Raw genomic sequence first — 22,309 nt, forward strand, 5'->3', positions numbered from 1 at the left:
AGGCTCATGCCAGCGCCTGCAGCCGCGCCACCGGCTGCTCGCGCACCGGCCAGTTCAGGGCCGCCGCCACCAGGCTGAGGAGGATGGAAATCTGCCAGACCATTTCGTAGCTGCCCGTGTGGTCATAGAGGTAGCCGCCCAGCCAGCCGCCGAGGAAGGCGCCGAGCTGGTGGAAGAGGAAGACGATACCACCGAGCATCGACAGGTTGCGCACGCCGAACAGGGTGGCCACGGTGCCGTTGGTCAGCGGGACCGTGGAGAGCCACAGCAGCCCCATGGCGACGCCGAAGGCGTAGGCGCTCCAGATGCTCAACGGCGAGTAGACGAAGGCGACTATCACCACCGCCCGCAACAGGTAGAGCGCGGTGAGCAGGCGCGGCTTGGACAGGCGCCCACCGAGCCAGCCGGCGATGTAGGTGCCGAACACGTTGAACAGCCCCACCAGCGCCAGCACCGTGGTGCCCACCTGGGCCGGCAGGTGCTGGTCCACCAGGTAGGCCGGCAGGTGCACGCCGATGAAAACCACCTGGAAGCCGCAGACGAAGAAACCCAGCGCCAGCAGCCAGAACCCGGAGTGGCCGGACGCCTCGCGCAGCGCCTCGCCCAGGGTCTGCTCATGGGCGGCCACCGGCAGCGGATTGTCCTTGAGCATTCCCGCCAGCGGCACGATCAGCGCCACCAGCAACCCCAGCGCCAGCAGCGCCGAGGACCAGCCCAGCCAGCCGATCAGCCCGAGGGTGCCCGGCAGCATGGCGAACTGACCGAAGGAGCCGGCCGCCGCGGCGATGCCCATGGCCATGCTGCGCTTCTGGGCCGGCACCGCGCGGCCGACCACGCCGAGGATGACCGAGAAGGAGGTGCCCGACAGGCCGATGCCGATCAGCAGCCCCGCGCTCAGCGACAGCCCCAGCGGCGAGTGGGAGTAGCCCATCAGCACCAGTCCCACGGCGTAGAGCACACCGCCGATGATCACCGTCTTCATCGCCCCGAAGCGGTCGGCGATGGCGCCGGTCACCGGCTGTGCCAGGCCCCAGATCAGGTTCTGCAGGGCGATGGCGAAGGCGAACACCTCGCGCCCCCAGCCGAACTCGGCACTCATCGGGGCCAGGAACAGGCCGAAGCCGTGGCGGATGCCCAGGGACAGGGCGAGGATCAGCGACGCCCCCAGGAGAATCCAGCCACTCGTGCGCCATACGGAAGTCATAGAATGTCCTCTGCGGGTATATACCCGCGTTATCGCGAAAAAATCAGTCCAGGGATTCCAGTTCGCCCAGCAGCGCCATCAGCGCGTCGCGTCGCTCATCGCCCAGGCGCTCGGTCATCCGCGCCTGCACGCCTTCCCAGGCCTGCAACGCCGCCGCGACGCAGGCCGTGCCATCGGTGGTCAGGGCCACCAGGCGGTTGCGCTGGTCCTCGCCCTCGTCCATGCGCACCAGGCCCTTGCCCTCCAGCACCCGCAGGTTGCGCCCGAGGGTGCTGCGATCCAGCCCCAGCGCCTCGGCCAGCTCGGTGATGCTCGGCTGGTCGAGGCGCTGCAGGTTGTTCAGCAGCGAATACTGGGCGACGTTGATCCCGACGCTCTCCAGGGCGTCGTCGTAGATGCGGGTCAGGTTGCGGCTGGCGCGACGCAGTCGCGTGCACAGGCATCGGGTCGTGATCATGGATGCGTGTATATACCCGCATCAATCCGGCGTCAATGGCAATCGCGCATCGGCGCGGCATTGTCCGAACTGCCAGAGGCCTCCGTTATCGCTGCCAAGGCCGTGCCGGCAAGGGCGCCGTATAAATCGGCGGGTCTGCCACCTGCGTTCCGAGGTTCACCGATGCCCAGCTACAAGGCGCCCCTGCGCGACACCCGCTTCCTGCTCAACGAGGTCTTCGACTTCCCCGCCCACTACCAGGCCCTGGCCAATGGCGGCGAGGCCACGCCGGACATGGTCGAGGCCATCCTCGGCGAGTGCGCGAAGCTCTGCGAGGAAGTGATCGCCCCGCTCTACCACTCAGGCGACGAGGAGGGTTGCCACCTGGAGAACGGCGAAGTGCGCACGCCCAAGGGCTACAAGGAAGCCTACGACGCCTACGTGGCAGGTGGCTGGCAAGGCCTCTCGCACCCGGTGGAATACGGCGGCCAGGGCCTGCCCATGAGCCTCGGCGCCCTCAAGCAGGAAATGCTCGGCACCGCCAACTGGCCCTTCTCCATGTACCCGGGCCTGTCCCTCGGCGCCATGAACACCCTCATGCAGCACGGCACCGAGGAGCAGAAACGCACCTACCTCACCCCGCTCACCGAAGGCCGCTGGGCCGGCACCATGTGCCTCACCGAGCCCCAGTGCGGCACCGACCTGGGCCAGGTGAAGACCCGCGCCGAAGCCAACGCCGACGGCAGCTACGCCCTCACCGGCACCAAGATCTTCATCTCCTCCGGGGACCACGACCTCACCGAGAACATCATCCACATCGTCCTCGCCCGCCTGCCCGACGCGCCCAAGGGCACCCGGGGCATCTCCCTGTTCATCGTGCCCAAGTTCCTCCCGGGCGATGACGGCGGCCTCGGCCCGCGCAACGGCGTCAGTTGCGGCGCGCTGGAGAAGAAGATGGGCATCAAGGCCTCGGCCACCTGCGTAATGAACTTCGACGGCGCCACCGGCTACCTCATCGGCCCGCCGAACAAGGGCCTGGAATGCATGTTCACCTTCATGAACAGCGCCCGCATCGGCACCGCCATCCAGGGCGTCGCCACCGCCGAACTGGCCTACCAGGGCGCCCTCGCCTACGCCCGCGAGCGCCGCTCCATGCGCGCCCTTTCCGGCACCAAGGAGCCGGGCGAGGTGGCCGACGTACTGATGCACCACGGCGACGTGCGCCGCATGCTGCTGACCCAGAAGGCGGTGGCCGAAGGCGGCCGCGCGCTGGTCTACCTCGCCACCCAGTACGCCGACCGCATGATCGAAGGCATCCTGCAGAGCGACACCGGCAAGTACGAACACTGGGACGACAAGCTCGGCTTCCTCACCCCCATCCTCAAGGGCTGCCTGACCGAACTGGGCCTGGAGAGCGCCAACCTCGGCATGCAGGTATTCGGCGGCCACGGCTACATCCGCGAGCACGGCATGGAGCAGATCGTCCGCGACGCCCGCATCGCCACCCTCTACGAAGGCACCACCGGCATCCAGGCCCTCGACCTGCTGGGCCGCAAGGTGCTGCTGATGACCCAGGGCAAGGCCGTGCGCGACTTCAGCGGCCAGGTGGGGCGCCTGGCCCTCGACCTGCTGAAGACCGAGCCGGCCATGCGCGGCCGCGCGCTGACCCTGCTCAAGCTCGCCGGCCAGTGGAACGTCCTGACCCTGCGCATCGCCCTGCGCGCCCGCAAGGACCGTGACCTGGTGGGCACCGCCAGCCATGACTTCCTCATGTACTCCGGCTACGCCGCCCTCGCCTACGCCTGGGCCCTGCAGGAAGCCGCCGCACGCCGCCGCCTGCGCGAAGGCGGCGCCGAGTCCGAGGACTTCTACCGCGCCAAGCTGGCCACCAGCGCCTTCTACTTCGACCGCCTCCTGCCCCGCGCCAAGGGCCACGCCAGCGCCATGCTCAAGCCGACGAAGTCGGTGATGGGGCTGCAGGACGAGCACTTCCTCTTCGAGTGATCCACCCGCTGGAACGGGCCTCCCCCACGGCGGCCCGCCATGACACACCGTTGTAAAACAGCTGAGGTTTTCTACAAGGACATCAAGGACAGCAGTAGCCGGTCCGCCATCGGGTGGTGGCCTCTCACCGCCCTCCGCATCCACTCATCTCGGACATGCAGATGACAACGACCACGCGCATCAACTGGACGATGCTCAGCCTTCTCGCCCTGCTCACCGCCCCCCAGGCCCCGGCCGCCCCCGCCCCCCGGCCTGACGCCTTCGACCTGCTGACCCACAACGCCTTCTTCCTCACGCCGCTGCCGTTCAAGTTCAGCTGGAACAACCAGGAGCGCGCGCGCCTGATGACCCGGGCCGACTATGTGGAAGGACGCGATCTGATCATCTTCAACGAGCTGTTCGACAACACAGCCTCGGACATCCTGCTCAACGGGCTGAAGGACCGTTACCCGCACCAGACCCCGGTGCTGGGCCGCGCCACCAGCGGCTGGGACGAGAGCACCGGCAACCCCGCCGCCAAGCCCGAGGACGGCGGCGTCGCCATCGTCAGCCGCTGGCCCATCGTGCGCCGGGTGCAGTACCTCTACCGCGATGCCTGCGGGGCAGACGCCCTGGCCAACAAGGGCTTCGTGTACGTCAAGGTGATGCGCGGCGAGCGCCCGTTCCACGTCATCGCCACTCACACCCAGGCTGCCGACGCGGCCTGCCCAGATGGCGGCCAGGCTGTGCGTGAAAGCCAGTTCAGGGAAATGCGCGCCTTCATCGACCGGCAGAACATCCCCGCGAACGAAGTGCTGTTCGTCGGCGGCGACCTCAACGTCGTGCGCGGCAGCGCCGAGTACCCACGCGTGCTGGCCCAGCTGGACCTGCGCGAACCGGACAGCTACGCCGGCGCCCCCGCCACCTGGGACACCCGGCGCAACGGCGTGACCGGCTACCAGTACCCCTACAAGGACAACGGCCCCGGCAAGGCGCCGTCCAACCCGCCGGAGTACCTCGACTACATCCTGGTCTCCAACCGCCACGGCCAGGTTTCGTACTGGCACAACCAGGCGCTGGACACCCCCTCCCCGCGCTGGAGCGCCAGCGACGGCGTCAACACCTGGCACTACCAGGACTACTCCGACCACTACCCGGTGGCCGCCTTCACCTATGCCGATCCGCAGCGCACGCCTCAGCGGGCCTTCAAGCCCACCGACAACCGCTACGCCCGCGTGGTGCTGCGCAGCCTCGAAAACGGCAACGCCCTGCGCAGCGGGGCAAAGGCGACCAACTGGGTCACCGTCACCGGCAACGGCCGCGACGACGCCAGCACCTTCAGCCTCAACGACTGGGACCACTTCGCCAGCTTCTGCGTGCGCAACGGCGACTACGTGACCCTGGAATCCCGCGCCTACCCGGGCCATTTCCTCACCTGGTACGAACACGGCGCCGGCAAGTACGGCTACTACCCCGCCGCCGGGAAACCCTCGCGCCACCTGCGCGTGCAGATCGACAACGACCAGGGGCAATGCCTGAAGGATGGCGACCAGGTGGCGTTGATCGACTACAGCGGCCAGCGCCCCCTGCCCGGGCGCGACTACTACCTGAAGATCTGGCCCGACGGCGCCTGGAAGGACCACCTGTTCCTCTGGGGCGAGGCCCGGGACGCCAGCCGCTTCCGCGTCGAAGTGGCGCCGACCGCGGTCTACGAGAACTGGTACGACAGGTTGCGTTTCTGAACCACCGCGCCGGGGCGTTGCGCCCTGGCGTTTTCACCCCAGCAGCGCCAGCGCCACCAGCACGGCCACCTCGGCCAGTTCCACCAGCGCCCCGGCAGTGTCGCCGGTGGTGCCGCCGAGTCGCCGCAGCAAGCCACGGCGCCACCCGGCGAACAGCGCCAGCGCCGCCACCAGCGCGACCAGCGCCACCCAGCCGAACACCAGCCCCAGCAGCGCATGGGCGCCCAGCACCCAGGGCAGCTCCCGGCGCGGCAAGTGCTCGGCCAGCGCCTGCCCCAGCCCACCGGGGCGCACATAGGGCGTGGTCATGAACAGCAGTGGCAGCAGCGCCCGCGCCAGCCAGGGTGCCAGCAGCAGCGCGGCGATCGGCCCCTGCTCCAGCAGCGCCACCAGCGCGGCGAACTTCAGCAGCAGGACCAGCACCAATACGACCACGGCGATGGGGCCGCTGCGCGGGTCCTTCATGATCGCCAGGGTGCGTTCGCGGTCACCGTAGCCGCCCACCCAGGCGTCCGCCGTATCGGCCAGGCCATCCAGGTGCAGGCCACCGCTCAGCGCCACCCAGGCGGCCAGCAGCAGCGCGGCCTCGAGCAGCGTCGAGGTATCGCCCAGCACCCACTCCAGCGCCAGCAGCGTCAGGCCCAGCAGCAATCCCACCAGCGGGTAGAACAGCAATGAGCGACCGATCTGCTGCGGCTCGGGCATGCCCGGCAGGCGCACCGGCAGGCGGGTGAGGAACTGCAAGGCGATCAGCAGCGGGGTCATGGCAAAACGATCCGGTGCAAGGTCGCGTGGGGCACCTCCACCTGCATCAGCTGGGCCCGTGGCAGGCCCCGTGCGCGGGCCAGCAGCAGGCGGATCACCCCGCCGTGGCTGACCACCAGCAGGCGCTGGCCGGCGAAGCCTTCCTGCAAACGCGCCGCCGCCGCGTGAACGCGGGCCTCGAAGTCGAGCAGCGTCTCGCCGTCGGGCGGGGTGAAGCTGTAGGGGTCGTTCCAGAACAGGCCCAGGCCGGCCTCATCGGTAGCCATCAGTTGGGTGGCGGTGCGGCCTTCCCAGGCGCCGAAATGCAGCTCGCGCAGGTCGGCGTCGAAACCCAGCGGCAGGTCCAGGCGCCCGGCCAGCTCCTCGGCGAAGCGCGCGCAACGCTGCAACGGCGAGCTGACGATGCCGTCCCAGGGGCCGGCCCCCTTCACCGCACCACGCATCTGCGCCCAGCCGGTTTCGGTCAGGGCATCGTCCAGGCTGCCGCGAAAGCCCGCGCCCAGCTCGGTTTCGCCGTGGCGCAGCAGGTCGATGACCAGGCTCATGCCGGGCGATCCGAGACGGCGGCCTCGGCGAAGGTGGCCATGCCGTTGTGCAGGTCGCAGGCCAGGCGCAGCAGCGGCAAGGCGATGGCGGCGCCACTGCCCTCACCCAGGCGCAGGCCGAGGTCGAGCAGGGTTTGCGCCTGCAGCTCCGCCAGCACGGCCTGGTGGCCCGGCTCGGCGGAACGGTGGGAGAACAGCAGCCAGTCGCGGCAGGCGGGGTTCATGCGCACGGCGCAGAGCGCGGCGACGCTGCAGATGAAGCCGTCCACCAGCACCGGGATGCCGCGCTGGGCGCAGCCGAGGTAGGCGCCAGCCAGGGCCGCGACCTCGAAGCCACCGAGGCGGCGCAGGCTTTCCAGCGGGCCATGGCAATGGGGCCTGTGCAGGGCCAGGGCGCGTTCGATCACCTCGGCCTTGTGCTGCACGCCCTTGTCGTCCAGCCCGGTGCCGGGGCCGACCAGTTGTGCCGCCAGGGTGCCCAGCAGCGCGCAGGCCAGGGCGCTGGCGGCGGTGGTATTGCCGATGCCCATCTCGCCGCCGAGGTAGATGTCGGCCCCCGAGTCCACCGCACGCTCGGCACTGGCGCGGCCAGCCTCCAGCGCGGCCAGGCACTGGGCATCGCTCATCGCCGGTTCGCGGGCGAAGTTGGCGGTGCCGGCGCCCAGGCCCAGGTGCAGCACGCCAGGCAAGCGCTCCAGCGGCACGGCGGTGCCCAGGTCGACCAACTCCAGGGTCGCCCCCAGGCGGTGGGCCAGCACGTTGATGGCCGCGCCGCCACGCACGAAGTTGCGCAGCATCTCGCCGGTCACCGCCTGCGGGTAGGCGGAAACGCCCTCCTCCACCACGCCGTGGTCGCCGGCGAACACGGCGAACCAGGGCCGCGCGACCTCGGGGCGATCACTGCCCTGCATCGAAGCGAGGGTGATCGCCAGGCCTTCCAGCTGGCCCAGGGCGCCTCGCGGCTTGGTCAGCTGGTCCTGGCGGGCCTGGGCCCGGGTGCGGGCGACATGGTCCTGGGGCTGGCACTCGGCCAACCACCACGCGAGTGGGGTCATAGGGGCTCTCCCTTCAACAGCATGGGCAGGCCGGCGACGGTGAAGGTCACGCGGGTGCAGCGCTCGGCCAGGGCCTGGTGCAGCCAACCGGCTTCATCGACGTAGCGGCGGGTCAGTTCGCCCAGGGGCACGACCCCGAGGCCGGTTTCATTGCTCACCAGCAGCACCCGCCCCGGCAGCTCGCCGATGCAGGCCAGCAGGGCGTCGCGCTCGGCGACGAGGCGCGCCTCGTCCTCCAGCATCAGCAAGTTGGTCAGCCACAGGGTCAGGCAGTCCACCAGCAGGCAGGTGCCGGGGGCCGCGTGCTCGCGCAGCACCCGAGCCAGTTCGGTGGGTTCCTCCACCAGGCCCCAATGGTCGGGGCGCCGGGCACGGTGGCTGGCCACGCGGGCACTCATCTCGCCGTCCAGCGGCTGGCTGGTGGCGATGTAGGTGACGGCCAGGCCCGACTCGCCGGCGAGGCGTTCGGCCAGGCGGCTTTTGCCCGAACGGGCGCCACCGAGGATGAGTTCAGCCATGGGCGGGCTCCAGGCCGCAGAGGCGGCGCAGCAGGTCGGTATCCAGGTGGCGCTCGACCTGATCGGCCAGGCGCTCGATGTCGCGCTCGCGCAGCGCCGGGTAGTCCACGGCCTGCACCTCGGCGAGGCCGGCCCAGCGCAGCAGCGCGTCACGGGCCTCGGCAGCCTCGAACAGGCCATGCAGGTAGGTGCCGAGCACCTGGCCGTCCTCGCTCACGGCGCCGTCGCAGCGGCCGTCGTCCAGTTGCGCGGCGGGCCGCTCCAGGGCGGCGCCACGGCTGACCCCGGCGTGGATTTCGTAGCCGGTCACCGCGGCACCTTCCAGGCCCAGGCGGCCACGCACGTTGCGCAGCTGCTTCTCCGGCTCCAGCACCGTGTCGAAGGCGAGCAGGCCGAGGCCGGCGCTGCTGCCGGCGGGCCCTTCCAGGCCGTGGGGGTCGTCGATGCGCTCGCCGAGCATCTGCAGGCCGCCGCAGATGCCCAGCAGCTTGCCGCCGTAGCGCAGGTGGCGGGCGATGGCCGTGTCCCAACCCTGCGCGCGGAGGAAGGCCAGGTCGGCACGCACGCTCTTGGAGCCGGGCAGGATGATCAGGTCCGCCGGTGGCAGCGCCTGCCCCGGGCCGACCAGGGTCAGCTGCACCTGGGGGTGCAGGCGCAGCGGGTCGAAATCGGTGTGGTTGCTGATGCGCGGCAGCACCGGCACCACCACCTTCAACGCCTCGCGGGGCTTGGCGTCCTGGCGGCGGTCGATGGCGTCCTCGGCCTCCAGGTGGAAGTCGGTGATGTAGGGCAGCACCCCGAGCACCGGCTTGCCGGTACGCGCCTCCAGCCAGTCGAGGCCGGGTTGCAGCAAGGCGATGTCGCCCCGGAAGCGGTTGATCACGAAACCCTTCACCCGTGCCTGCTCGCTCTCCGAGAGCAGCGCCAGGGTGCCCACCAGATGGGCGAAGACGCCGCCCCGGTCGATGTCGGCGATGAGGATCACCGGGCAGTCCACCGCCTCGGCGAAGCCCATGTTGGCGATGTCGTTGGCGCGCAGGTTGATCTCCGCCGGGGAGCCGGCGCCCTCCACCATCACCACCCGGTAGCCGGCCTCCAGGCGCTGGTGGGAGGCCAGCACCGCCTGCATGGCGACCTTCTTGTAGTCGTGGTAGGCGACGGCGTTCATCGAGGTGACGGCGCGGCCATGGATGATCACCTGGGCACCGGTGTCGGTGTTGGGCTTGAGCAGCACCGGGTTCATGTCGGTGTGCGGCGCCAGCCCGCAGGCCTGGGCCTGCACCGCCTGGGCGCGGCCGATCTCGCCGCCGTCGGCGGTCACCGCGCTGTTGAGCGCCATGTTCTGCGGCTTGAACGGCACCACTGCCACACCCTGGCGCTTGAGCCAGCGGCACAGCGCGGTCACCAGGGTGCTCTTGCCGGCGTCGGAGGTGGTGCCCTGCACCATCAGCGTGGTCATGCGAGCTCCCGGGCGAAGCCGCTCAGCACGGTGTCCAGGCGCTGCCAGCCGGCCTCGTCGGGCGGCAGGCCGAAACGCAGGCTCGACGGCGTGAGGAACAACCGGGTGAGGATGCCGTGGGCGGCGAGGTATTCGTGCACCACCCCGGCGTGGGGCATGGCGACCCACTGGAACAGCGAGCAGCCGCCGGTGGGTTGCAGGCCACGGCTGCCGAGCAGGCGGGCCAGGCGCTGGCCGTCCCGCAGCAGGCGCTCGCGCTGCCGGGCCTGGCCGTCGACATCCTGCAGCAGGCCCTTGGCGATGGCCCGCGCCGGGCCGCTGACCGCCCAGGGGCCGAGCAGTTCCTCCATCTCGTCGAGCAGCTCGGGAGCGGCGCAGGCGAAGCCCAGGCGCAACCCGGCGAGGCCGAAGAACTTGCCGAAGGAGCGCAGCACGATGAGCCCGGGCAGGTGGCTGACCCGCGCCAGGCTCTGGTCGCCGGTGCAGTCCATGAAGGCTTCGTCCACCACCAGCCAGCCGCCACGCTCGGCCAGGCGCGCATGCCAGTCCAGCAGCAGCTCCGGGGAGTAACGCTGGCCGGTGGGGTTGTTGGGGTTGACCACCACCAGCACGTCGAGACGGTCGATGGCACGGCGCGCGCCGGCCTCGCTGATCTCTTCCAGGCGATGGCCGACCCGGCGCCAGGCGGCACTGTGCTCGGCGTAGCAAGGCGAGAGGATGCCCACCTGGGACGTGCGACGCAGGCGTGGCAGCGCCTGGATGGCGGCCTGGGAGCCGGCCACCGGCAGCAAAGACGGGGCGCGGTAGTACTGGCGCGCGGCCTCTTCCAGGCCGTCGTCGCGCTCGGGCAGGCGCGCCCAGGCCGCGGCGGGCACCTCGGGCAGGGTCCAGCCGTAGGGGGCGATGCCGGTGGAGAGGTCGAGCCAGTCCGCCTCGGGAATGCGATAACGCTGCGCGGCGGCGCGCAGCCTGCCTCCATGCTCAAGCAACGAGCCATCCTCCGATGATCAGAACGCCCACCCAGAGCATCACGCCCTGGCGCACCAGGTCCATGCCACGGCCGATGTCCTCGGCGCGCGCGGGCTCGCCCTGCCCCAGGCACGGGCGCTCGTGCAGCTCGCCGTGGTACACGGCCGGCCCGCCCAGTTGCACGCCCAGCGCACCGGCGCCGGCGGCCATCACCGGGCCGGCGTTGGGGCTGTCCCAGAGCGGCGCCTGCTTGCGCCAGCAATGCAGCGCCAGCGCCGTCTTGCCGAGCAGCGCATAGGTCAGTGCGACCAGGCGCGCGGGAATGAAATTGAGGACGTCGTCGATGCGCGCGGCGGCCCAGCCGAAACGCTCGAAGCGCTCGTTGCGATAGCCCCACATGGCGTCGAGGGTATTGCTCAGGCGGTACAGCACCACGCCCGGCGCGCCGGCCACGGCGAACCAGAACAGCGCGGCGAACACCGCGTCGCTGCCGTTCTCCAGCACCGATTCGGTGGCGGCGCGGGCCACGGCGCTCTCGTCCAGCTCGCGGGTCTCGCGGCTGACCATGTAGCCGACGCGACGGCGCGCCTCGTCCAGGTCGCCGCCCTGCAACGCCACGGCCACGGGCTCGGCGTGTTCGTTGAGGCTGCGCAGGCCGATGGCGGCATAGAGCGCGACCACGCCCACCAGGGTGCCGACCCAGGGCAGCTCGGCCAGCCACCAGGCCGCCAGGGTCAGCGGCAGCACGGCGATCACCCAGGCGCTGACGCCATGGCTGCGCCAGCCACGGCCGCCAGGGTTGAAGCGCTGCTCCAGGCGCTTGGCCCAGTCACCGAAGGCCACCAGCGGGTGCCAGCGGCGCGGCTCGCCGAAGACGGCGTCCAGCACCACGGCGGCCAATGTCAGCATGCCCAGGCTCATTCCTTGTTTCCCCACTGGTTCTCGAACAGCAGTTCGGACAACGGACGCGGTTGCGCCCAGCCTTCCAGCGCCAGCATCGGCGCCGGGTAGAAGGCCTCGACCGGGCCCAGGCAGAGCACCGCCAGGGGCTTGCTTCCGGGCGGCATGCGGAGCAGGTCGGCCAGGGCTTGCGGGTCGAACAGCGAGACCCAGCCCAGGCCCAGGCCTTCGGCACGGGCGGCGAGCCAGAGATTCTGAATCGCGCAGGCCAGCGACGCCATATCCATTTCCGGCAGCGTGCGTCGCCCGAAGACATGCGCCTCGCGCCCATCCATCAGCGCGGCGACCAGCAGCTCGGTGCAGTCGCGGATGCCTTCGACCTTCAGCCGCATGAATTCGTCGGAGCGCTCGCCCAGGGCCTCGGCGGTGCGCACCCGCTCCGCTTCCACCAGGCCGTGGATGTCTTCGCGCAGCGCCGGCTCGGTGACGCGGATGAAGCGCCAGGGCTGCATCAGGCCGACGCTGGGCGCCTGGTGCGCCGCCTCCAGCAGGCGCGCGAGCAGCTCGGGGGCCACCTCGCCGCCGCTGAAGTGGCGCATGTCGCGGCGCTCGGCGATGGCGCGGTAGACGGCGGCGCGCTCCTCGGGGCTGAAGGCGTTGTCGGTCATGGGCGCAGGAGCTCCGCCGCCGCAGCGGGGTTGGACGGCAGGTAGAAGTGGATGTAGGACGCGGTGAGGCGGCCGGTGCGGAACACCGCCTCGGCCACCGGCTTGTCGTTCGGGCAGGTGCCGCGCGCCAGGGGCTGCAGCGGCGAGTCGAGGCGCGAATGGTGGTAGGTGTGGCCACGCAACGCACCGCCGGGCAGCTCGACCTCCTGCAGGGCCAGGGCCACCAGGCGCTTCTGCATCACCGCGCTGCCGGGCAGCAGGCCGACCAGTTCGGCGCGCGCGCCCTCGGCGTCGGTCAGTGCATCGAGCAGGTAGAGCATGCCGCCGCACTCGGCGAGGATCGGCTTGCCGGCCTGATGGTGGGCACGGACCGCCTCGGCCATGGCGCGGTTTTCCGCCAGCGGCGCCAGGTGCAGCTCGGGGTAGCCGCCGGGCAGGTAGAGGCTGTCCACCTCGGGCAGGGCGGTGTCGGTCAGTGGCGAGAAGAACCGCAGCTCCGCACCGAGGGTGCGCAGCAGGTCGAGGTTGGCCTGGTAGGTGAAGGCGAAGGAGGTGTCGCGGGCGACGCCGATGCGCACGCCTTCCAGGGTCGGTCGCAGCGCCTGGGCGGGCGGCGCCTCGAAGGCCACGGCCGGCGGCAGCTCCACCGAGGCGCTGGCGGCCAGGGCATCGGCGGCGGCGTCCAGGCGTGCGTCCAGGTCGGCCAGCTCCTCGGCCTGCACCAGCCCCAGGTGGCGACTGGGCAGCTCGACCTCGGCGCTGCGCGGCAGGGAGCCGTACCAGCGGATCCAGCCCGGCAGGCTGTCGCGGATGAGGTCGCTGTGACGCTGGCTGCCGACCCGGTTGCCGAGCACGCCGGAGAACGGCAGGCCCGGCTGGTAGGTGGCGAGGCCCACGGCCAGGGCACCGAAGGTCTGGGCCATGGCGGCACCGTTGATCACCGCCATCACCGGCACGCCGAAGCAGCGGGCGAGATCGGCGGCCGAGGGCGAGCCGTCGAACAGCCCCATCACGCCCTCGATGAGGATCAGGTCGGCCTCGGCGGCGGCTTCCCAGAGCAGGCGGCGGCTCTCCGCCTCGCCGATCATCCACAGGTCCAGCTGGTAGACCGGTGCGCCGGAGGCGCGGGCGAGGATCATCGGGTCGAGGAAATCCGGCCCGCACTTGAACACCCGCACGCGCTTGCCCTGGCGGGCGTGCAGGCGCGCCAGGGCGGCGGTGACGGTGGTCTTGCCCTGGCCGGACGCCGGCGCGGCGATCAGCAGGGCCGGGCAATGGCGCGTGGAGGTGCTCAGAATTCCACCCCTTTCTGCGCCTTCACCCCGGATTTGAACGCGTGCTTGACCAGGCTCATCTCGGTGACGGTGTCGGCGGCGTCGATCAGGCCCTGGGGCGCACCACGACCGGTGGCGACCACGTGCTGCAGCTCGGGGCGCGATTCGATGTCGCGGAGCACGGTCTCCAGGTCCAGGTAGCCGTGCTTGAGGGCGATGTTCAGCTCGTCCAGCACCACCAGGCCGACCTGCGGGTCGTTGAGCAGCTGCGCCGCGACGGCCCAGGCCTGCTGCGCCTTCTCGATGTCGCGCTGGCGGTCCTGGGTGTCCCAGGTGTAGCCCTCGCCCATCACGTGGTAGGCGACCTCGTCCGGGAAGCGGCGGAAGAAGGCTTCCTCGCCGGTGGACATGCCGCCCTTGATGAACTGCACCACCCCCACCTTCACCCCGTGCCCGAGGGCGCGGGCGACCATGCCGAAGGCCGAGCTGCTCTTGCCCTTGCCGTTGCCGGTGTGCACTAGCAACAGGCCGTATTCGTCCTGGGCCTGGGCGATCTTCTCGTCGATCAGGGCTTTCTTGCGCTGCATGCGCGCCTTGTGGCGGGCATCGCGTTCGATGGATTCGGTCATGGGGGCTCCTGTCAGAGGGCTTGGTAGCGGACGCTGAAGAACACTGCCTGCCCGGGCTGGTTGTAGTCCAGCGCGGTTTCGTAGTCGGCATCCAGCAGGTTGGTGACCTTGGCCTGCAGGCGCCATTCCTCGGTCAGCCAGTACTCGCCGCGCAGGTCGAGGGTGGCGTAGCCGGCCACCTGGTTGCGGTTGGCCAAATCGTCGTAGCTGCGGCCTTCGGCGTGCAACGTGGCGCCCAGGCCGAAGCGGCCGATGCGCCGGTCGAGGTCGAGGTTGAAGCTCTGCTGCGGGCGACGCGGCAGCTCGTTGCCGGCGTTGCTGCCGTGGTCGCGGTTCTCGGCGTCGATGAAGGTGGCGTTGGCGTTCCAGTCCCAGCCCAGCAATTGGCTGCCGAGCACCAGTTCGAGGCCGTCGATGCGGGCCTTGCCGATGTTGTTGGGGCCGCCGTACGGGCCGAGAGTGGAGTCGTAGGCGATCAGGTCGTCGACATGGGTGCGGTAGGCGTTGATCGACCAGTTGCCCCAGTCATGCTGCCCGGTGAGCGCAGCCTCGAAGCTCTCGGAGGTTTCCGCATCCAGGCCCGGGTTGCCGTAGCCGGGGTAGTACAGCTCGTTGAAGCTGGGCGCCTTGAAGGCGGTGCCGTAGCCGAGGCTGAAGCGCAACGCGTCGCTGAGCGCATAGCCCCAGGCGGCGCTGCCGGTGTCGTGGGTGCCGAACTGTTCGTTGTCGTCACGGCGCAGCGACAGCTGCCAGTCCTGCTGGCCGGCCTGCCCCAGGTACTGGGCGAACCAGCCCTGGTTGCGGCGCGAGTCCTGCTCGAAGGCGGTGGAGCTGCTGACCTGGTCGCGCTGCCAGTCGTAGCCCAGGGTCAGCACATGGCCTTCGGCGAGGGTCAGGTCGTTGAGCCAGGAAGCGCTGTCGCGCTTGGAGTCGAAGCGGGCGTCGAACAGGCCATCGGTGTGGCTGGTGGACTTGTCTTCGCTGCGACCGGCCCGGAGGGTGATGTTCCAGATGTCCTGGGGGCTGAAGCGGGCGCGGCCGCCGATCACTTCCTGGCGGTTGTCGGCGTTGGCGCCGTGGCCGCCGAGGGGATGCAGGTAACCACCGTTGTCGATGTCGTCGTAGTCGTTATGGGCCTTGGCGCGCATCAGCGTACCGTCCAGCGCCAGCCCACCGAGTTGCACACCGGCGTTCAGGGTGCCGGACAGGTTGCGGTAGCCGTCGGCGTCGGGCTCGTAGTAGTTGCTGCCCTGGCGGCGGGAGTTGATGCCGTCGGTGTCCTGGCTGCTGACGCCGAGGTTGTACCAGGCCTGCTCGTCGCCACCGGCCACACCGGCGCTGCCCTGATAGGTGTCATGGGTGCCGTAGCCGGCGGAGAACCAGGGCTTGGCCGCGCCGTCGCCATGCCCCTTGCGGGTGAATATCTGGATCACCCCGCCGATGGCTTCGGAGCCGTAGAGGCTGGAGCGCGGGCCACGGACCACTTCGATGCGCTCGATCAGCTCCACCGGCAGGTCCTGGAAGGCCGCGAGCCCGGCGCTGACGGAGCCGACCTTGACGCCATCGACCAGCACCAGCACGTGGTCGGATTCGCTGCCACGCATGAACAGCGTGGTGTTCTTGCCCGGGCCGCCATTGTTGCCGAGGGTGACGCCCGGCACCTTGCGCAGCAGTTCCGGCAGCGAGCTGGCCTGGCTGCGCTCGATGGCCTCGCGGTCGATCACGGTGGTGGCGGCCAGGCTGGCGCGCACGGGCTGCTCGCTGCGGGTGGCGGTGACCACCTGCTCGTCGAGTTCGAGGGGCGCTGCGGCCAGCGGGGCAATGCACGAGATGCCGAGAACAGCCAGCAGCGCCGGCCTCGGGGAAGCGTTTCGGTTCAAGATTCGGTCTCCGTCGCGCCACCCGCGCGACCTCCTGGGGTGATGCATGGGGCGATCCCATGCGCAGTCACACCAGGCCGGTCTCCGGGCTTGCGAGTGGAACCGTCGGTTCCCCGACCGCGCCTTCCCATGCCGGGGCACAGTGGCTGGATGCGGTGGATGACTCGCCTACCGTTGCGGGGGCAGCGCCGGATTCTTCGGGAGAATGGACCGGCTTCCCTGTTTCACCCCGGCGGCATGGCCGCGGGGCACCTGGTGCAAGGCGCGCAGCTTAGTGGCCGCTGTGGTCAGGGTCAATCGACGGGCGGCAGGCGGAAAAAAGGGTCGAACCGATGGCCGCGGGCCTGCGTCCACTCAACAGGACCCACTCCATGAGGAGACTTCCGATGATCCGCGAACGCTATGCCTCCTGCATCCAGGCCTGCAACGCCTGCGCCATCGCCTGCGAACACTGCGCCGCCTCCTGCCTGCGCGAGGAAGACGCCGCGCACATGGCGCTGTGCATCCGCACCGACCGCGACTGCGCCGACCTGTGCCGCCTCGCCGCCCTGCTGATGGCCCGCGACAGCCCGCTGGCCGACGAGATCTGCCGCCTCTGCGCCATCGCCTGCCAGGCCTGCGCCGAGGAATGCGCCAAGCACGACCACGACCACTGCCAGGAATGCGCGCAGGCCTGCCAGCGCTGCGTGGAGGAGTGCGAGGCGATGGCGAAGGCGGCTTGACGCCGCTCAATGCCTCGGCTCGAACCCCGCCGGCTTGCCCGCCAGCCAGTCGACGAAGGTGCGCAGGCGCTCGTCGGCCATCAGCGCCTCGCGGCTGTTGTAGGTCAGCGCCAGTTCCTTTTCGCTGAACAGGCGGTGGATCTGGTTGTGGCAGGGACGGCAGACCCAGAGGGTGGCGGTGATGCGCTCGCTGCGGGCGAAGCGCTTCTGCACGTAGGTCTTGCCGTGCAGGGCCTTGGGGATCAGGTGGTGGCGGGTCAGGGGCGCAGCGCGCCGGCAGAGCTCGCAGGCGTCCGGCTGGGGCGGCAGGCGGATGGGCTCGGCCATGGGCTCAGCGCTTGCGGCAGAGGGTCAGCCCGTCGCCGATGGGGAGCAGCGAGAGGTCGATGCGGGCATCGGTCTTGAGCGCGCGGTTCAGGGCCTGGATGGCGCGGGTGTCGGCGCTGTCGGGGTTGGCCTCCAGCACGCGGCCGCTCCACAGCACGTTGTCGAACAGCACCAGGCCGCCGCTGCGCACCAGGGCCAGGGCGTGTTCCAGGTAGGCGGGGTAGTTGGCCTTGTCGGCGTCGATGAAGATCAGGTCGAAGCTGCCGGCCTGCCCGTCCCGCTCCAGGCGGCCGAGGGTTTCTAGGGCCGGGGCCAGGTGCAGGTCGATGCAGTCCTCGACGCCCGCCTCCTGCCAGTAGCGCCGGGCGACGGCGTTGTAGTCGCCGGGCAGGTCGCAGCAGAGGATGCGGCCGTCCGCCGGCATCGCTTCGGCCATCACCAGGGCGCTGTAGCCGGTGAAGGTGCCGACTTCCAGGATGCGTCGCGCTCCGGTGAGCCGCACCAGCATGGCCATGAACTGGCCCTGCTCGGGGGCGATCTGCCAGCGCGCGGTGGGCAGCAGCGCTGTTTCCTCGCGCAGGCGCGCGAGCAATGGCGTCTCGCGCAGGGAAACGTCGATCAGGTAGCGGTAGAGGTCGTCGTCGAGGTTGAGCGTCCGGGTGGTCATGCAGCCTCTCAGGGCGTGCTCGCCAGGTGCGAATCGAGCAGCACGCGCTTGGCGTTCAGGTAGCTTTTCTGCCAGTAGCTGTTGGACAGGCTGTCGAGGCGCACCGTTCCGCCGCTGGAGGGCGCGTGGACGAAGCGCCCCTCGCCCACGTAGATGCCGGCGTGGCTGACCTGGCCGCCGCCGTTGGTGGCGAAGAACACCAGGTCGCCGCTCTGCAGGGCGTTCATGCCGATGGTCGGCACGCGCATGGCGATGAGCTCGCGGGTGGAACGCGGCAGGCTGATGCCGGCGGCGTCGCGGTAGACGTAGCCGATCAGGCCGCTGCAGTCGAAGCCGCTGTCCGGGGTGTTGCCACCGTAGCGATAGGGGGTGCCCACCAGGCCGAGTGCACGGAACAGCACGTCATCGGCCGCTGGCGAGGACGGCGCCTGGACCACGGGCGGGGTGTAGACGGGAGCGGGAGCCGGCGCATGGCTGGAGCAGGCACCGAGGAGGGCGAGCAGCGCGATGAGGGCGAGACGGTGCAATGCGGGCATGGCAAGTCAGTCCTGACTTGAGGTTTGCTCGCTAATTTGCTGATACCGCTCGAATAATGCAAGCAAAAAGCCATCGCCGCTGCGCTTGGGCGGCAACCCGGACCTATATAGAAGAAGGCGGAAACGAATCGGCCCGGAACAGGGTCCGGGCCGATGGGTGGATCAGGATCGCTATCAGCGGTGCATCGAGCCTTGCGCCGAGGCGTTCATCGACGGGGAAACCTGCGCCAGGACGCGCTTGGCTTCCATGTAGCTCGCGCTCCAGTAGCGGTCATCCAGGCTGTCGACCCGCACACCGCCGCTGCGATGGCTGGAGGAGTGGATGAACTGGTCGTCGCCGATGTAGATGCCGGCGTGGCTGACGCGGCCACGGCCACGGTTGTTGAAGAAGACGATATCGCCCGGCTTCAGCTCGCTGCGCGCGATGACCGGTGCATCGAGGTTGATCATCTCGCGGGTGGAGCGCGGCAGCTGGATGCCCGCCTCCTCCTTGAACAGGTAGCCGACGAAGCCGCTGCAATCGAAGCCGGTCTTCAGGGAACGGCCACCGAAGCGGTAGGGGGTGCCCACCAGTTCGAAGCCACGCTCGAGAACGTTGTCGGCGAGGGACGGCAGCTGGTAGGGCTCGTCGTCCATCATGTCCGCCATGTCCTGGACGCTCGGCTCTTCGATGGCGGCCTGGGGCTCCGGAGTGGCGGCTACTTGCGGCTTCGGCGAGACGCCGGCGCAAGCGGTGAGAAACAGTGCAAACGTGATAGGCACGAGGGGTGCGAAGCGACTGAGCATGGGCACGACCGTGTCGAAAATTATAAGAAGGCGCGAATATGCCCTCTATCGATCTAATTTGCAAATTTAATCGATCGAAATGTGACTCAGTAGTTCCTGCAAAACATCTAAGGCCTTTCCCTTCAGATGTACGTCGACCGAGCGGGCGAGATCAGTGCTGGCGGGGTTGATTTCCGCCGTGAAGCCGCCTTGCTGGCGGGTGCGCATCACCGGTTCGATGATGTAGGGGAAGCTCGCCGTGGTGCCGACCGCAAGCACCGCATCGAAGCCCTTGCGCAGTTGTGCGTAGAGGGTGTCGATGGCCTTTTCGGGGAGCATTTCCTCGAACAGGACGACGGGAGGCCGGAGAATACCACCGCAAACCGTGCATTTGGGAGGCAAAGGCCGTTCCAGGTGCTGCGACAGTTGGTCGCTCTCGGCGCCGCACGACTGGCAGAACAGGGGCGCCAGTTCGCCATGGATCTCGATCAGCCGCTTCACGGGCGACCCCGCCTGGCGGTGATAGCCGTCGATGTTCTGTGTCAGCACCCAGCATTCCGGCTTGAGCCGCTGCAGTTCGGCGATGGCTGCGTGCCCGGCATTGGGGCGTGCGCCGAGGCAGGCGCGCCCGAGCTGGGCGAGGTACTTCCAGCACAGGGCGGGGTCCCGCCGCAGCATGGGGCCGGAGATGGCCTCCTCGATCGGGATGCCCTCCTCCGTCATGCCGTTGTAGAGGCCACCGAGCCCGCGGTAGGTGGGCAGGCCGGAATCCGCGGAAAGGCCTGCCCCCGTGATGATGAGGATGCGTTCGGCCCGCTTCAGCTCAGCGGCGACCCGGGCGATATCCGACGAATGGTCCATGGAAGCCTCCTGCCTCGCGAAACGGGATCAGTGGTTGACGGTATGGGCCAGCATCACCGAGAGCTGGCACAGCGGCCTGCCGCTTTCCTCGTGCCACCGGTTGAACGCGGCCTGCACCAGGGCGAGATCGCGCAGGCTGGTGGGCGCCTTGTCGATGATCTCCTGGGCCTTGAGCGCGGCGACCATGTCGTCGGTGGGGATGAAGGTGTCCTTGCCGACCATGCGCAAAAAGCGCGGCGCCGACAGCCCGCCCAGCTGGTTGCCGTGCTTGGCCAGGTACTTCCACAGGCCGACGATGTCGGTCACCGGCCAATCGGCGATCAGCGCACCGAAGCTGCCCTTCTCGCGGCGCACGTCGAGGATGAACTGGGCGTTGCGCGGCACGCTCTTGAGCTTGCCCAGGTGGCGGATCAACCGCGCATCCTGCATCAGCCGCTCCAGGTGCTCGGCGCCCATCAGCACCACCTTCTCCGGGTCGAAGCCGAAGAACACCTCCTCGAAGGCCGGCCACTTGGCGTCCACCAGGCTGTGCTTGAGCCCGGCGCGGAACACCCGCAAGGCCAGCAGCGACAGGTAGCGATCATCGGCCAGCCCGCGCAGCTCGGCGTCGCTGCGCGGTCGGGGCAGGCGCGCCTCCAGGGCCTCGGCCGAGCCGAAGCGGTTCAGGCAATACTCGTGGAGCCAGCGGTAATCACGCATAGATAAGAGCCTTGGCTGTAGCTCGAAGCTTGAAGCTTGAAGCTTGAAGCTTGAAGCTCACATTCAGATATTGACGACGTCCAGGGTGCGCGGCGCGGCGCTTTCGTCGATGCGCAGGTTGGTGAAGTCGAACAGGTTGCGGTCGGCCAGCTGCGAGGGCACCACGTTCTGCAGGGCGCGGAACATGATCTCGGTACGGCCCGGCGACTTGCGCTCCCATTCCTGGAGCATCTCCTTGACCACCTGGCGCTGCAGGTTCTCCTGCGAGCCGCAGAGGTTGCACGGGATGATCGGGAACTCCTTGAGCTGCGAGTAGGCCTCGATATCGGCCTCGTTGCAGTACGCCAGCGGACGGATCACCACGTTGCGGCCGTCGTCGGCACGCAGCTTCGGCGGCATGGCCTTGAGGGTGCCGCCATAGAACATGTTGAGGAAGAAGGTTTCCAGGATGTCGTCGCGGTGGTGACCGAGGGCCATCTTGGTCGCGCCGATCTCGTCGGCGAAGGTGTAGAGCGTGCCCCGGCGCAGGCGCGAGCACAGCGAGCAGGTGGTCTTGCCTTCCGGGATCTTCTCCTTGACCACCGAATAGGTGTCCTTCTCGACGATGTGGTACTCGACGCCGATGGACTCCAGGTAGGCCGGCAGCACGTGCTCGGGGAAGCCCGGCTGCTTCTGGTCCATGTTCACGGCGACGATCTCGAACTTGATCGGCGCGACCTTCTGCAGGTACAGCAGGACGTCGAGCATGGTGTAGCTGTCCTTGCCGCCGGACAGGCAGACCATGACCTTGTCGCCGTCCTCGATCATGTTGAAGTCGGCGATGGCTTCGCCGGCGAGGCGACGGATGCGTTTCTGCAGTTTGTTCTGGTTGACCGAAAGGGTGCCCATGGTGCTCTGGAATCCGGGGAGGGGTGCGAAAAGCTGGCTATTTTACGCACAAAGCGCGCGCCACCCCAGCCCTCAGTTTCGCTGTGCTAGCCTGCGCCCGATGAACAACGAACTAGACCCCTCCCTCGACCTCGTCGACCAACTGCTGGTGCTCCTGCGCCAGGCGCCGGACGGCATCGGCGAATTCGAGCTGATCCAGCGCCTCAAGGCCGGCCACTCCACCCACATCCCCAACCTGGGCCTGGCCGACCGCCTGGTGCTGTTCCGCACCCACTTCCTGCTGTTCAACGCCCTCTATCTATTACGCGACCGCCTCTGGGCCGAAGGCAGCGCCTTCCTCGCCATCAGCCCGCTGAGCATCCGCCTGCTGCCCTACACAGCGGGCAGCGATGCGCTCACCGAGCACGACCCGCTGCGCACCTACTACCTGGACCTGCGTCACCTGCGCGACACCACCGAGCGGGATGTCGAGAAACTGCTCGCCAGCTTCTGGACGCGCATGCAGGGCGGGGACGAAAAGCTCGCCGCCCTGGAGCTGTTCGAGCTGGTGGAGGGCGACGAAGCGCTCGACCTCGGGGTGATCAAGCACCGCTACCGCCAACTGGTGGGCCAGCATCACCCCGATCGCGGCGGCAGCACCGAGCGCATCCAGTCGATCAACAAGGCGATGGAAATACTTCAGCGCTATTACCGCTGAGGCTTAAGTCTGATTTGCTCTAAAGCCACGGCAGGCGCGGGCTCCAGCCTGGACCTATACTGCGACACAAGGTCGCATGTGTCGGCCGAGCACCGGATGACGCTGGCTACGCGTACCCGG

At 69.2% G+C, this 22,309-nt stretch carries 24 protein-coding genes and 1 riboswitch; of the genes, 4 read left to right on the forward strand and 20 right to left on the reverse strand.

Going from position 1 to position 22,309, the window contains the following annotated elements; translation table 11 throughout:
* Nucleotides 1–4: 4 nt before the first annotated feature.
* Both PHLH3_RS20575 and PHLH3_RS20580 read right to left on the reverse strand, forming a co-directional pair.
* Nucleotides 5–1,204: an MFS transporter gene (locus PHLH3_RS20575; protein WP_213625588.1), complete on the reverse strand. Its 1,200-nt coding sequence runs from the start codon at nucleotides 1,202–1,204 to the stop codon at nucleotides 5–7.
* 43 nt (nucleotides 1,205–1,247) lie between these two features.
* Nucleotides 1,248–1,661 (reverse strand): MarR family winged helix-turn-helix transcriptional regulator, encoded by a 414-nt coding sequence (locus tag PHLH3_RS20580; protein WP_173178004.1) that lies wholly within the window; start codon nucleotides 1,659–1,661, stop codon nucleotides 1,248–1,250.
* A 162-nt stretch (nucleotides 1,662–1,823) separates the two neighbouring features.
* Between PHLH3_RS20580 and PHLH3_RS20585 the strand changes: the two genes are divergently transcribed.
* Entirely contained in the window at nucleotides 1,824–3,644 is a 1,821-nt protein-coding gene (locus PHLH3_RS20585) for an acyl-CoA dehydrogenase C-terminal domain-containing protein (protein ID WP_213625589.1), read from the forward strand.
* A 161-nt stretch (nucleotides 3,645–3,805) separates the two neighbouring features.
* The gene (gene sph / locus PHLH3_RS20590; protein ID WP_213625590.1) at nucleotides 3,806–5,365 is read left to right on the forward strand and encodes a sphingomyelin phosphodiesterase; all 1,560 of its coding nucleotides are present in this window, start codon (nucleotides 3,806–3,808) and stop codon (nucleotides 5,363–5,365) included.
* 33 nt (nucleotides 5,366–5,398) lie between these two features.
* Here the strand turns inward: sph and PHLH3_RS20595 are convergent, their stop codons facing one another.
* Genes PHLH3_RS20595 through btuB form a run of 11 tightly spaced genes read right to left on the reverse strand, consistent with a single transcriptional unit; the run spans nucleotide 5,399 to nucleotide 15,994 of the window.
* Nucleotides 5,399–6,130, reverse strand: coding sequence for an adenosylcobinamide-GDP ribazoletransferase (locus tag PHLH3_RS20595; protein ID WP_213625591.1), 732 nt, complete (start codon nucleotides 6,128–6,130; stop codon nucleotides 5,399–5,401).
* A complete protein-coding gene (gene cobC, locus PHLH3_RS20600; protein ID WP_213625592.1) occupies nucleotides 6,127–6,675 on the reverse strand; it encodes an alpha-ribazole phosphatase family protein in 549 nt (182 codons plus the stop codon). Before cobC ends, PHLH3_RS20595 begins: the two co-directional genes overlap by 4 nt.
* Nucleotides 6,672–7,730: a nicotinate-nucleotide--dimethylbenzimidazole phosphoribosyltransferase gene (gene cobT / locus PHLH3_RS20605; RefSeq protein WP_213625593.1), complete on the reverse strand. Its 1,059-nt coding sequence runs from the start codon at nucleotides 7,728–7,730 to the stop codon at nucleotides 6,672–6,674. The genes cobC and cobT overlap by 4 nt, the downstream gene beginning before the upstream one ends.
* A complete protein-coding gene (gene cobU / locus PHLH3_RS20610; RefSeq protein ID WP_213625594.1) occupies nucleotides 7,727–8,248 on the reverse strand; it encodes a bifunctional adenosylcobinamide kinase/adenosylcobinamide-phosphate guanylyltransferase in 522 nt (173 codons plus the stop codon). Before cobU ends, cobT begins: the two co-directional genes overlap by 4 nt.
* The gene (locus PHLH3_RS20615) at nucleotides 8,241–9,707 is read right to left on the reverse strand and encodes a cobyric acid synthase (protein ID WP_213625595.1); all 1,467 of its coding nucleotides are present in this window, start codon (nucleotides 9,705–9,707) and stop codon (nucleotides 8,241–8,243) included. The genes cobU and PHLH3_RS20615 overlap by 8 nt, the downstream gene beginning before the upstream one ends.
* Entirely contained in the window at nucleotides 9,704–10,696 is a 993-nt protein-coding gene (gene cobD / locus PHLH3_RS20620) for a threonine-phosphate decarboxylase CobD (RefSeq protein WP_213625596.1), read from the reverse strand. Before cobD ends, PHLH3_RS20615 begins: the two co-directional genes overlap by 4 nt.
* Nucleotides 10,689–11,597: an adenosylcobinamide-phosphate synthase CbiB gene (gene cbiB, locus PHLH3_RS20625; protein ID WP_213625597.1), complete on the reverse strand. Its 909-nt coding sequence runs from the start codon at nucleotides 11,595–11,597 to the stop codon at nucleotides 10,689–10,691. The genes cobD and cbiB overlap by 8 nt, the downstream gene beginning before the upstream one ends.
* Nucleotides 11,594–12,244, reverse strand: coding sequence for a 5,6-dimethylbenzimidazole synthase (bluB, locus tag PHLH3_RS20630; protein ID WP_213625598.1), 651 nt, complete (start codon nucleotides 12,242–12,244; stop codon nucleotides 11,594–11,596). The genes cbiB and bluB overlap by 4 nt, the downstream gene beginning before the upstream one ends.
* Nucleotides 12,241–13,539 (reverse strand): cobyrinate a,c-diamide synthase, encoded by a 1,299-nt coding sequence (locus tag PHLH3_RS20635; protein ID WP_213630633.1) that lies wholly within the window; start codon nucleotides 13,537–13,539, stop codon nucleotides 12,241–12,243. The genes bluB and PHLH3_RS20635 overlap by 4 nt, the downstream gene beginning before the upstream one ends.
* Nucleotides 13,536–14,147 carry a cob(I)yrinic acid a,c-diamide adenosyltransferase gene (gene cobO / locus PHLH3_RS20640; RefSeq protein WP_173177993.1) on the reverse strand — a complete coding sequence of 204 codons (612 nt, stop codon included), beginning with the start codon at nucleotides 14,145–14,147 and terminating at the stop codon, nucleotides 13,536–13,538. Before cobO ends, PHLH3_RS20635 begins: the two co-directional genes overlap by 4 nt.
* An 11-nt stretch (nucleotides 14,148–14,158) precedes the next feature.
* A complete protein-coding gene (gene btuB, locus PHLH3_RS20645) occupies nucleotides 14,159–15,994 on the reverse strand; it encodes a TonB-dependent vitamin B12 receptor (protein ID WP_244863088.1) in 1,836 nt (611 codons plus the stop codon).
* Between the two features lie 90 nt (nucleotides 15,995–16,084).
* Nucleotides 16,085–16,298, reverse strand: a riboswitch (cobalamin riboswitch).
* A gap of 115 nt (nucleotides 16,299–16,413) precedes the next feature.
* Between btuB and PHLH3_RS20650 the strand changes: the two genes are divergently transcribed.
* Entirely contained in the window at nucleotides 16,414–16,749 is a 336-nt protein-coding gene (locus tag PHLH3_RS20650; RefSeq protein WP_213625600.1) for a four-helix bundle copper-binding protein, read from the forward strand.
* A 6-nt stretch (nucleotides 16,750–16,755) separates the two neighbouring features.
* On the opposite strand, the gene PHLH3_RS20655 is transcribed toward PHLH3_RS20650, so the two are convergent.
* The 7 genes from PHLH3_RS20655 to ttcA form a co-directional block, all read right to left on the reverse strand.
* The gene (locus PHLH3_RS20655) at nucleotides 16,756–17,076 is read right to left on the reverse strand and encodes a hypothetical protein (RefSeq protein WP_213625601.1); all 321 of its coding nucleotides are present in this window, start codon (nucleotides 17,074–17,076) and stop codon (nucleotides 16,756–16,758) included.
* Nucleotides 17,077–17,080: 4 nt separating this feature from the next.
* Nucleotides 17,081–17,743 (reverse strand): class I SAM-dependent methyltransferase, encoded by a 663-nt coding sequence (locus PHLH3_RS20660; RefSeq protein WP_213625602.1) that lies wholly within the window; start codon nucleotides 17,741–17,743, stop codon nucleotides 17,081–17,083.
* Nucleotides 17,744–17,751: 8 nt separating this feature from the next.
* On the reverse strand, nucleotides 17,752–18,279 hold the full coding sequence (locus tag PHLH3_RS20665; RefSeq protein ID WP_111262051.1) for a C40 family peptidase: 528 nt from the start codon (nucleotides 18,277–18,279) through the stop codon (nucleotides 17,752–17,754).
* 174 nt (nucleotides 18,280–18,453) lie between these two features.
* Complete coding sequence (locus PHLH3_RS20670; RefSeq protein WP_111262050.1) at nucleotides 18,454–19,065, reverse strand: C40 family peptidase; 612 nt, start codon at nucleotides 19,063–19,065, stop codon at nucleotides 18,454–18,456.
* Between the two features lie 66 nt (nucleotides 19,066–19,131).
* The gene (locus tag PHLH3_RS20675; protein WP_213625603.1) at nucleotides 19,132–19,905 is read right to left on the reverse strand and encodes an NAD-dependent deacylase; all 774 of its coding nucleotides are present in this window, start codon (nucleotides 19,903–19,905) and stop codon (nucleotides 19,132–19,134) included.
* 27 nt (nucleotides 19,906–19,932) lie between these two features.
* Complete coding sequence (locus PHLH3_RS20680; protein ID WP_213625604.1) at nucleotides 19,933–20,604, reverse strand: DNA-3-methyladenine glycosylase I; 672 nt, start codon at nucleotides 20,602–20,604, stop codon at nucleotides 19,933–19,935.
* Nucleotides 20,605–20,667: 63 nt separating this feature from the next.
* The gene (ttcA, locus tag PHLH3_RS20685) at nucleotides 20,668–21,492 is read right to left on the reverse strand and encodes a tRNA 2-thiocytidine(32) synthetase TtcA (protein ID WP_213625605.1); all 825 of its coding nucleotides are present in this window, start codon (nucleotides 21,490–21,492) and stop codon (nucleotides 20,668–20,670) included.
* A 100-nt stretch (nucleotides 21,493–21,592) separates the two neighbouring features.
* On the opposite strand from ttcA, the gene PHLH3_RS20690 reads away from it, so the two are divergent.
* Entirely contained in the window at nucleotides 21,593–22,189 is a 597-nt protein-coding gene (locus tag PHLH3_RS20690) for a DNA-J related domain-containing protein (protein WP_213625606.1), read from the forward strand.
* The last annotated feature ends 120 nt before the right edge of the window (nucleotides 22,190–22,309 follow it).

The organism is Pseudomonas sp. Pc102, assembly GCF_018408275.1.
GTDB classification, from domain to species: Bacteria; Pseudomonadota; Gammaproteobacteria; order Pseudomonadales; family Pseudomonadaceae; genus Metapseudomonas; species Metapseudomonas tohonis.

Excerpts from the sequence above, each read along its gene's own strand:
- bluB (WP_213625598.1), bottom strand. The coding sequence starts at position 12,244 with ATGACCGACAACGCCTTCAGCCCCGAGGAGCGCGCCGCCGTCTACCGC.
- cbiB (WP_213625597.1), bottom strand. The coding sequence starts at position 11,597 with ATGAGCCTGGGCATGCTGACATTGGCCGCCGTGGTGCTGGACGCCGTC.
- PHLH3_RS20675 (WP_213625603.1), bottom strand. The coding sequence starts at position 19,905 with ATGGACCATTCGTCGGATATCGCCCGGGTCGCCGCTGAGCTGAAGCGG.
- PHLH3_RS20680 (WP_213625604.1), bottom strand. The coding sequence starts at position 20,604 with ATGCGTGATTACCGCTGGCTCCACGAGTATTGCCTGAACCGCTTCGGC.
- PHLH3_RS20660 (WP_213625602.1), bottom strand. The coding sequence starts at position 17,743 with ATGACCACCCGGACGCTCAACCTCGACGACGACCTCTACCGCTACCTG.
- PHLH3_RS20615 (WP_213625595.1), bottom strand. The coding sequence starts at position 9,707 with ATGACCACGCTGATGGTGCAGGGCACCACCTCCGACGCCGGCAAGAGC.
- cobT (WP_213625593.1), bottom strand. The coding sequence starts at position 7,730 with ATGACCCCACTCGCGTGGTGGTTGGCCGAGTGCCAGCCCCAGGACCAT.
- sph (WP_213625590.1), top strand. The coding sequence starts at position 3,806 with ATGACAACGACCACGCGCATCAACTGGACGATGCTCAGCCTTCTCGCC.
- PHLH3_RS20575 (WP_213625588.1), bottom strand. The coding sequence starts at position 1,204 with ATGACTTCCGTATGGCGCACGAGTGGCTGGATTCTCCTGGGGGCGTCG.
- PHLH3_RS20650 (WP_213625600.1), top strand. The coding sequence starts at position 16,414 with ATGATCCGCGAACGCTATGCCTCCTGCATCCAGGCCTGCAACGCCTGC.
- PHLH3_RS20670 (WP_111262050.1), bottom strand. The coding sequence starts at position 19,065 with ATGCTCAGTCGCTTCGCACCCCTCGTGCCTATCACGTTTGCACTGTTT.
- PHLH3_RS20665 (WP_111262051.1), bottom strand. The coding sequence starts at position 18,279 with ATGCCCGCATTGCACCGTCTCGCCCTCATCGCGCTGCTCGCCCTCCTC.
- PHLH3_RS20655 (WP_213625601.1), bottom strand. The coding sequence starts at position 17,076 with ATGGCCGAGCCCATCCGCCTGCCGCCCCAGCCGGACGCCTGCGAGCTC.
- cobC (WP_213625592.1), bottom strand. The coding sequence starts at position 6,675 with ATGAGCCTGGTCATCGACCTGCTGCGCCACGGCGAAACCGAGCTGGGC.
- cobO (WP_173177993.1), bottom strand. The coding sequence starts at position 14,147 with ATGACCGAATCCATCGAACGCGATGCCCGCCACAAGGCGCGCATGCAG.
- PHLH3_RS20580 (WP_173178004.1), bottom strand. The coding sequence starts at position 1,661 with ATGATCACGACCCGATGCCTGTGCACGCGACTGCGTCGCGCCAGCCGC.
- PHLH3_RS20690 (WP_213625606.1), top strand. The coding sequence starts at position 21,593 with ATGAACAACGAACTAGACCCCTCCCTCGACCTCGTCGACCAACTGCTG.
- PHLH3_RS20585 (WP_213625589.1), top strand. The coding sequence starts at position 1,824 with ATGCCCAGCTACAAGGCGCCCCTGCGCGACACCCGCTTCCTGCTCAAC.
- ttcA (WP_213625605.1), bottom strand. The coding sequence starts at position 21,492 with ATGGGCACCCTTTCGGTCAACCAGAACAAACTGCAGAAACGCATCCGT.
- PHLH3_RS20595 (WP_213625591.1), bottom strand. The coding sequence starts at position 6,130 with ATGACCCCGCTGCTGATCGCCTTGCAGTTCCTCACCCGCCTGCCGGTG.
- cobU (WP_213625594.1), bottom strand. The coding sequence starts at position 8,248 with ATGGCTGAACTCATCCTCGGTGGCGCCCGTTCGGGCAAAAGCCGCCTG.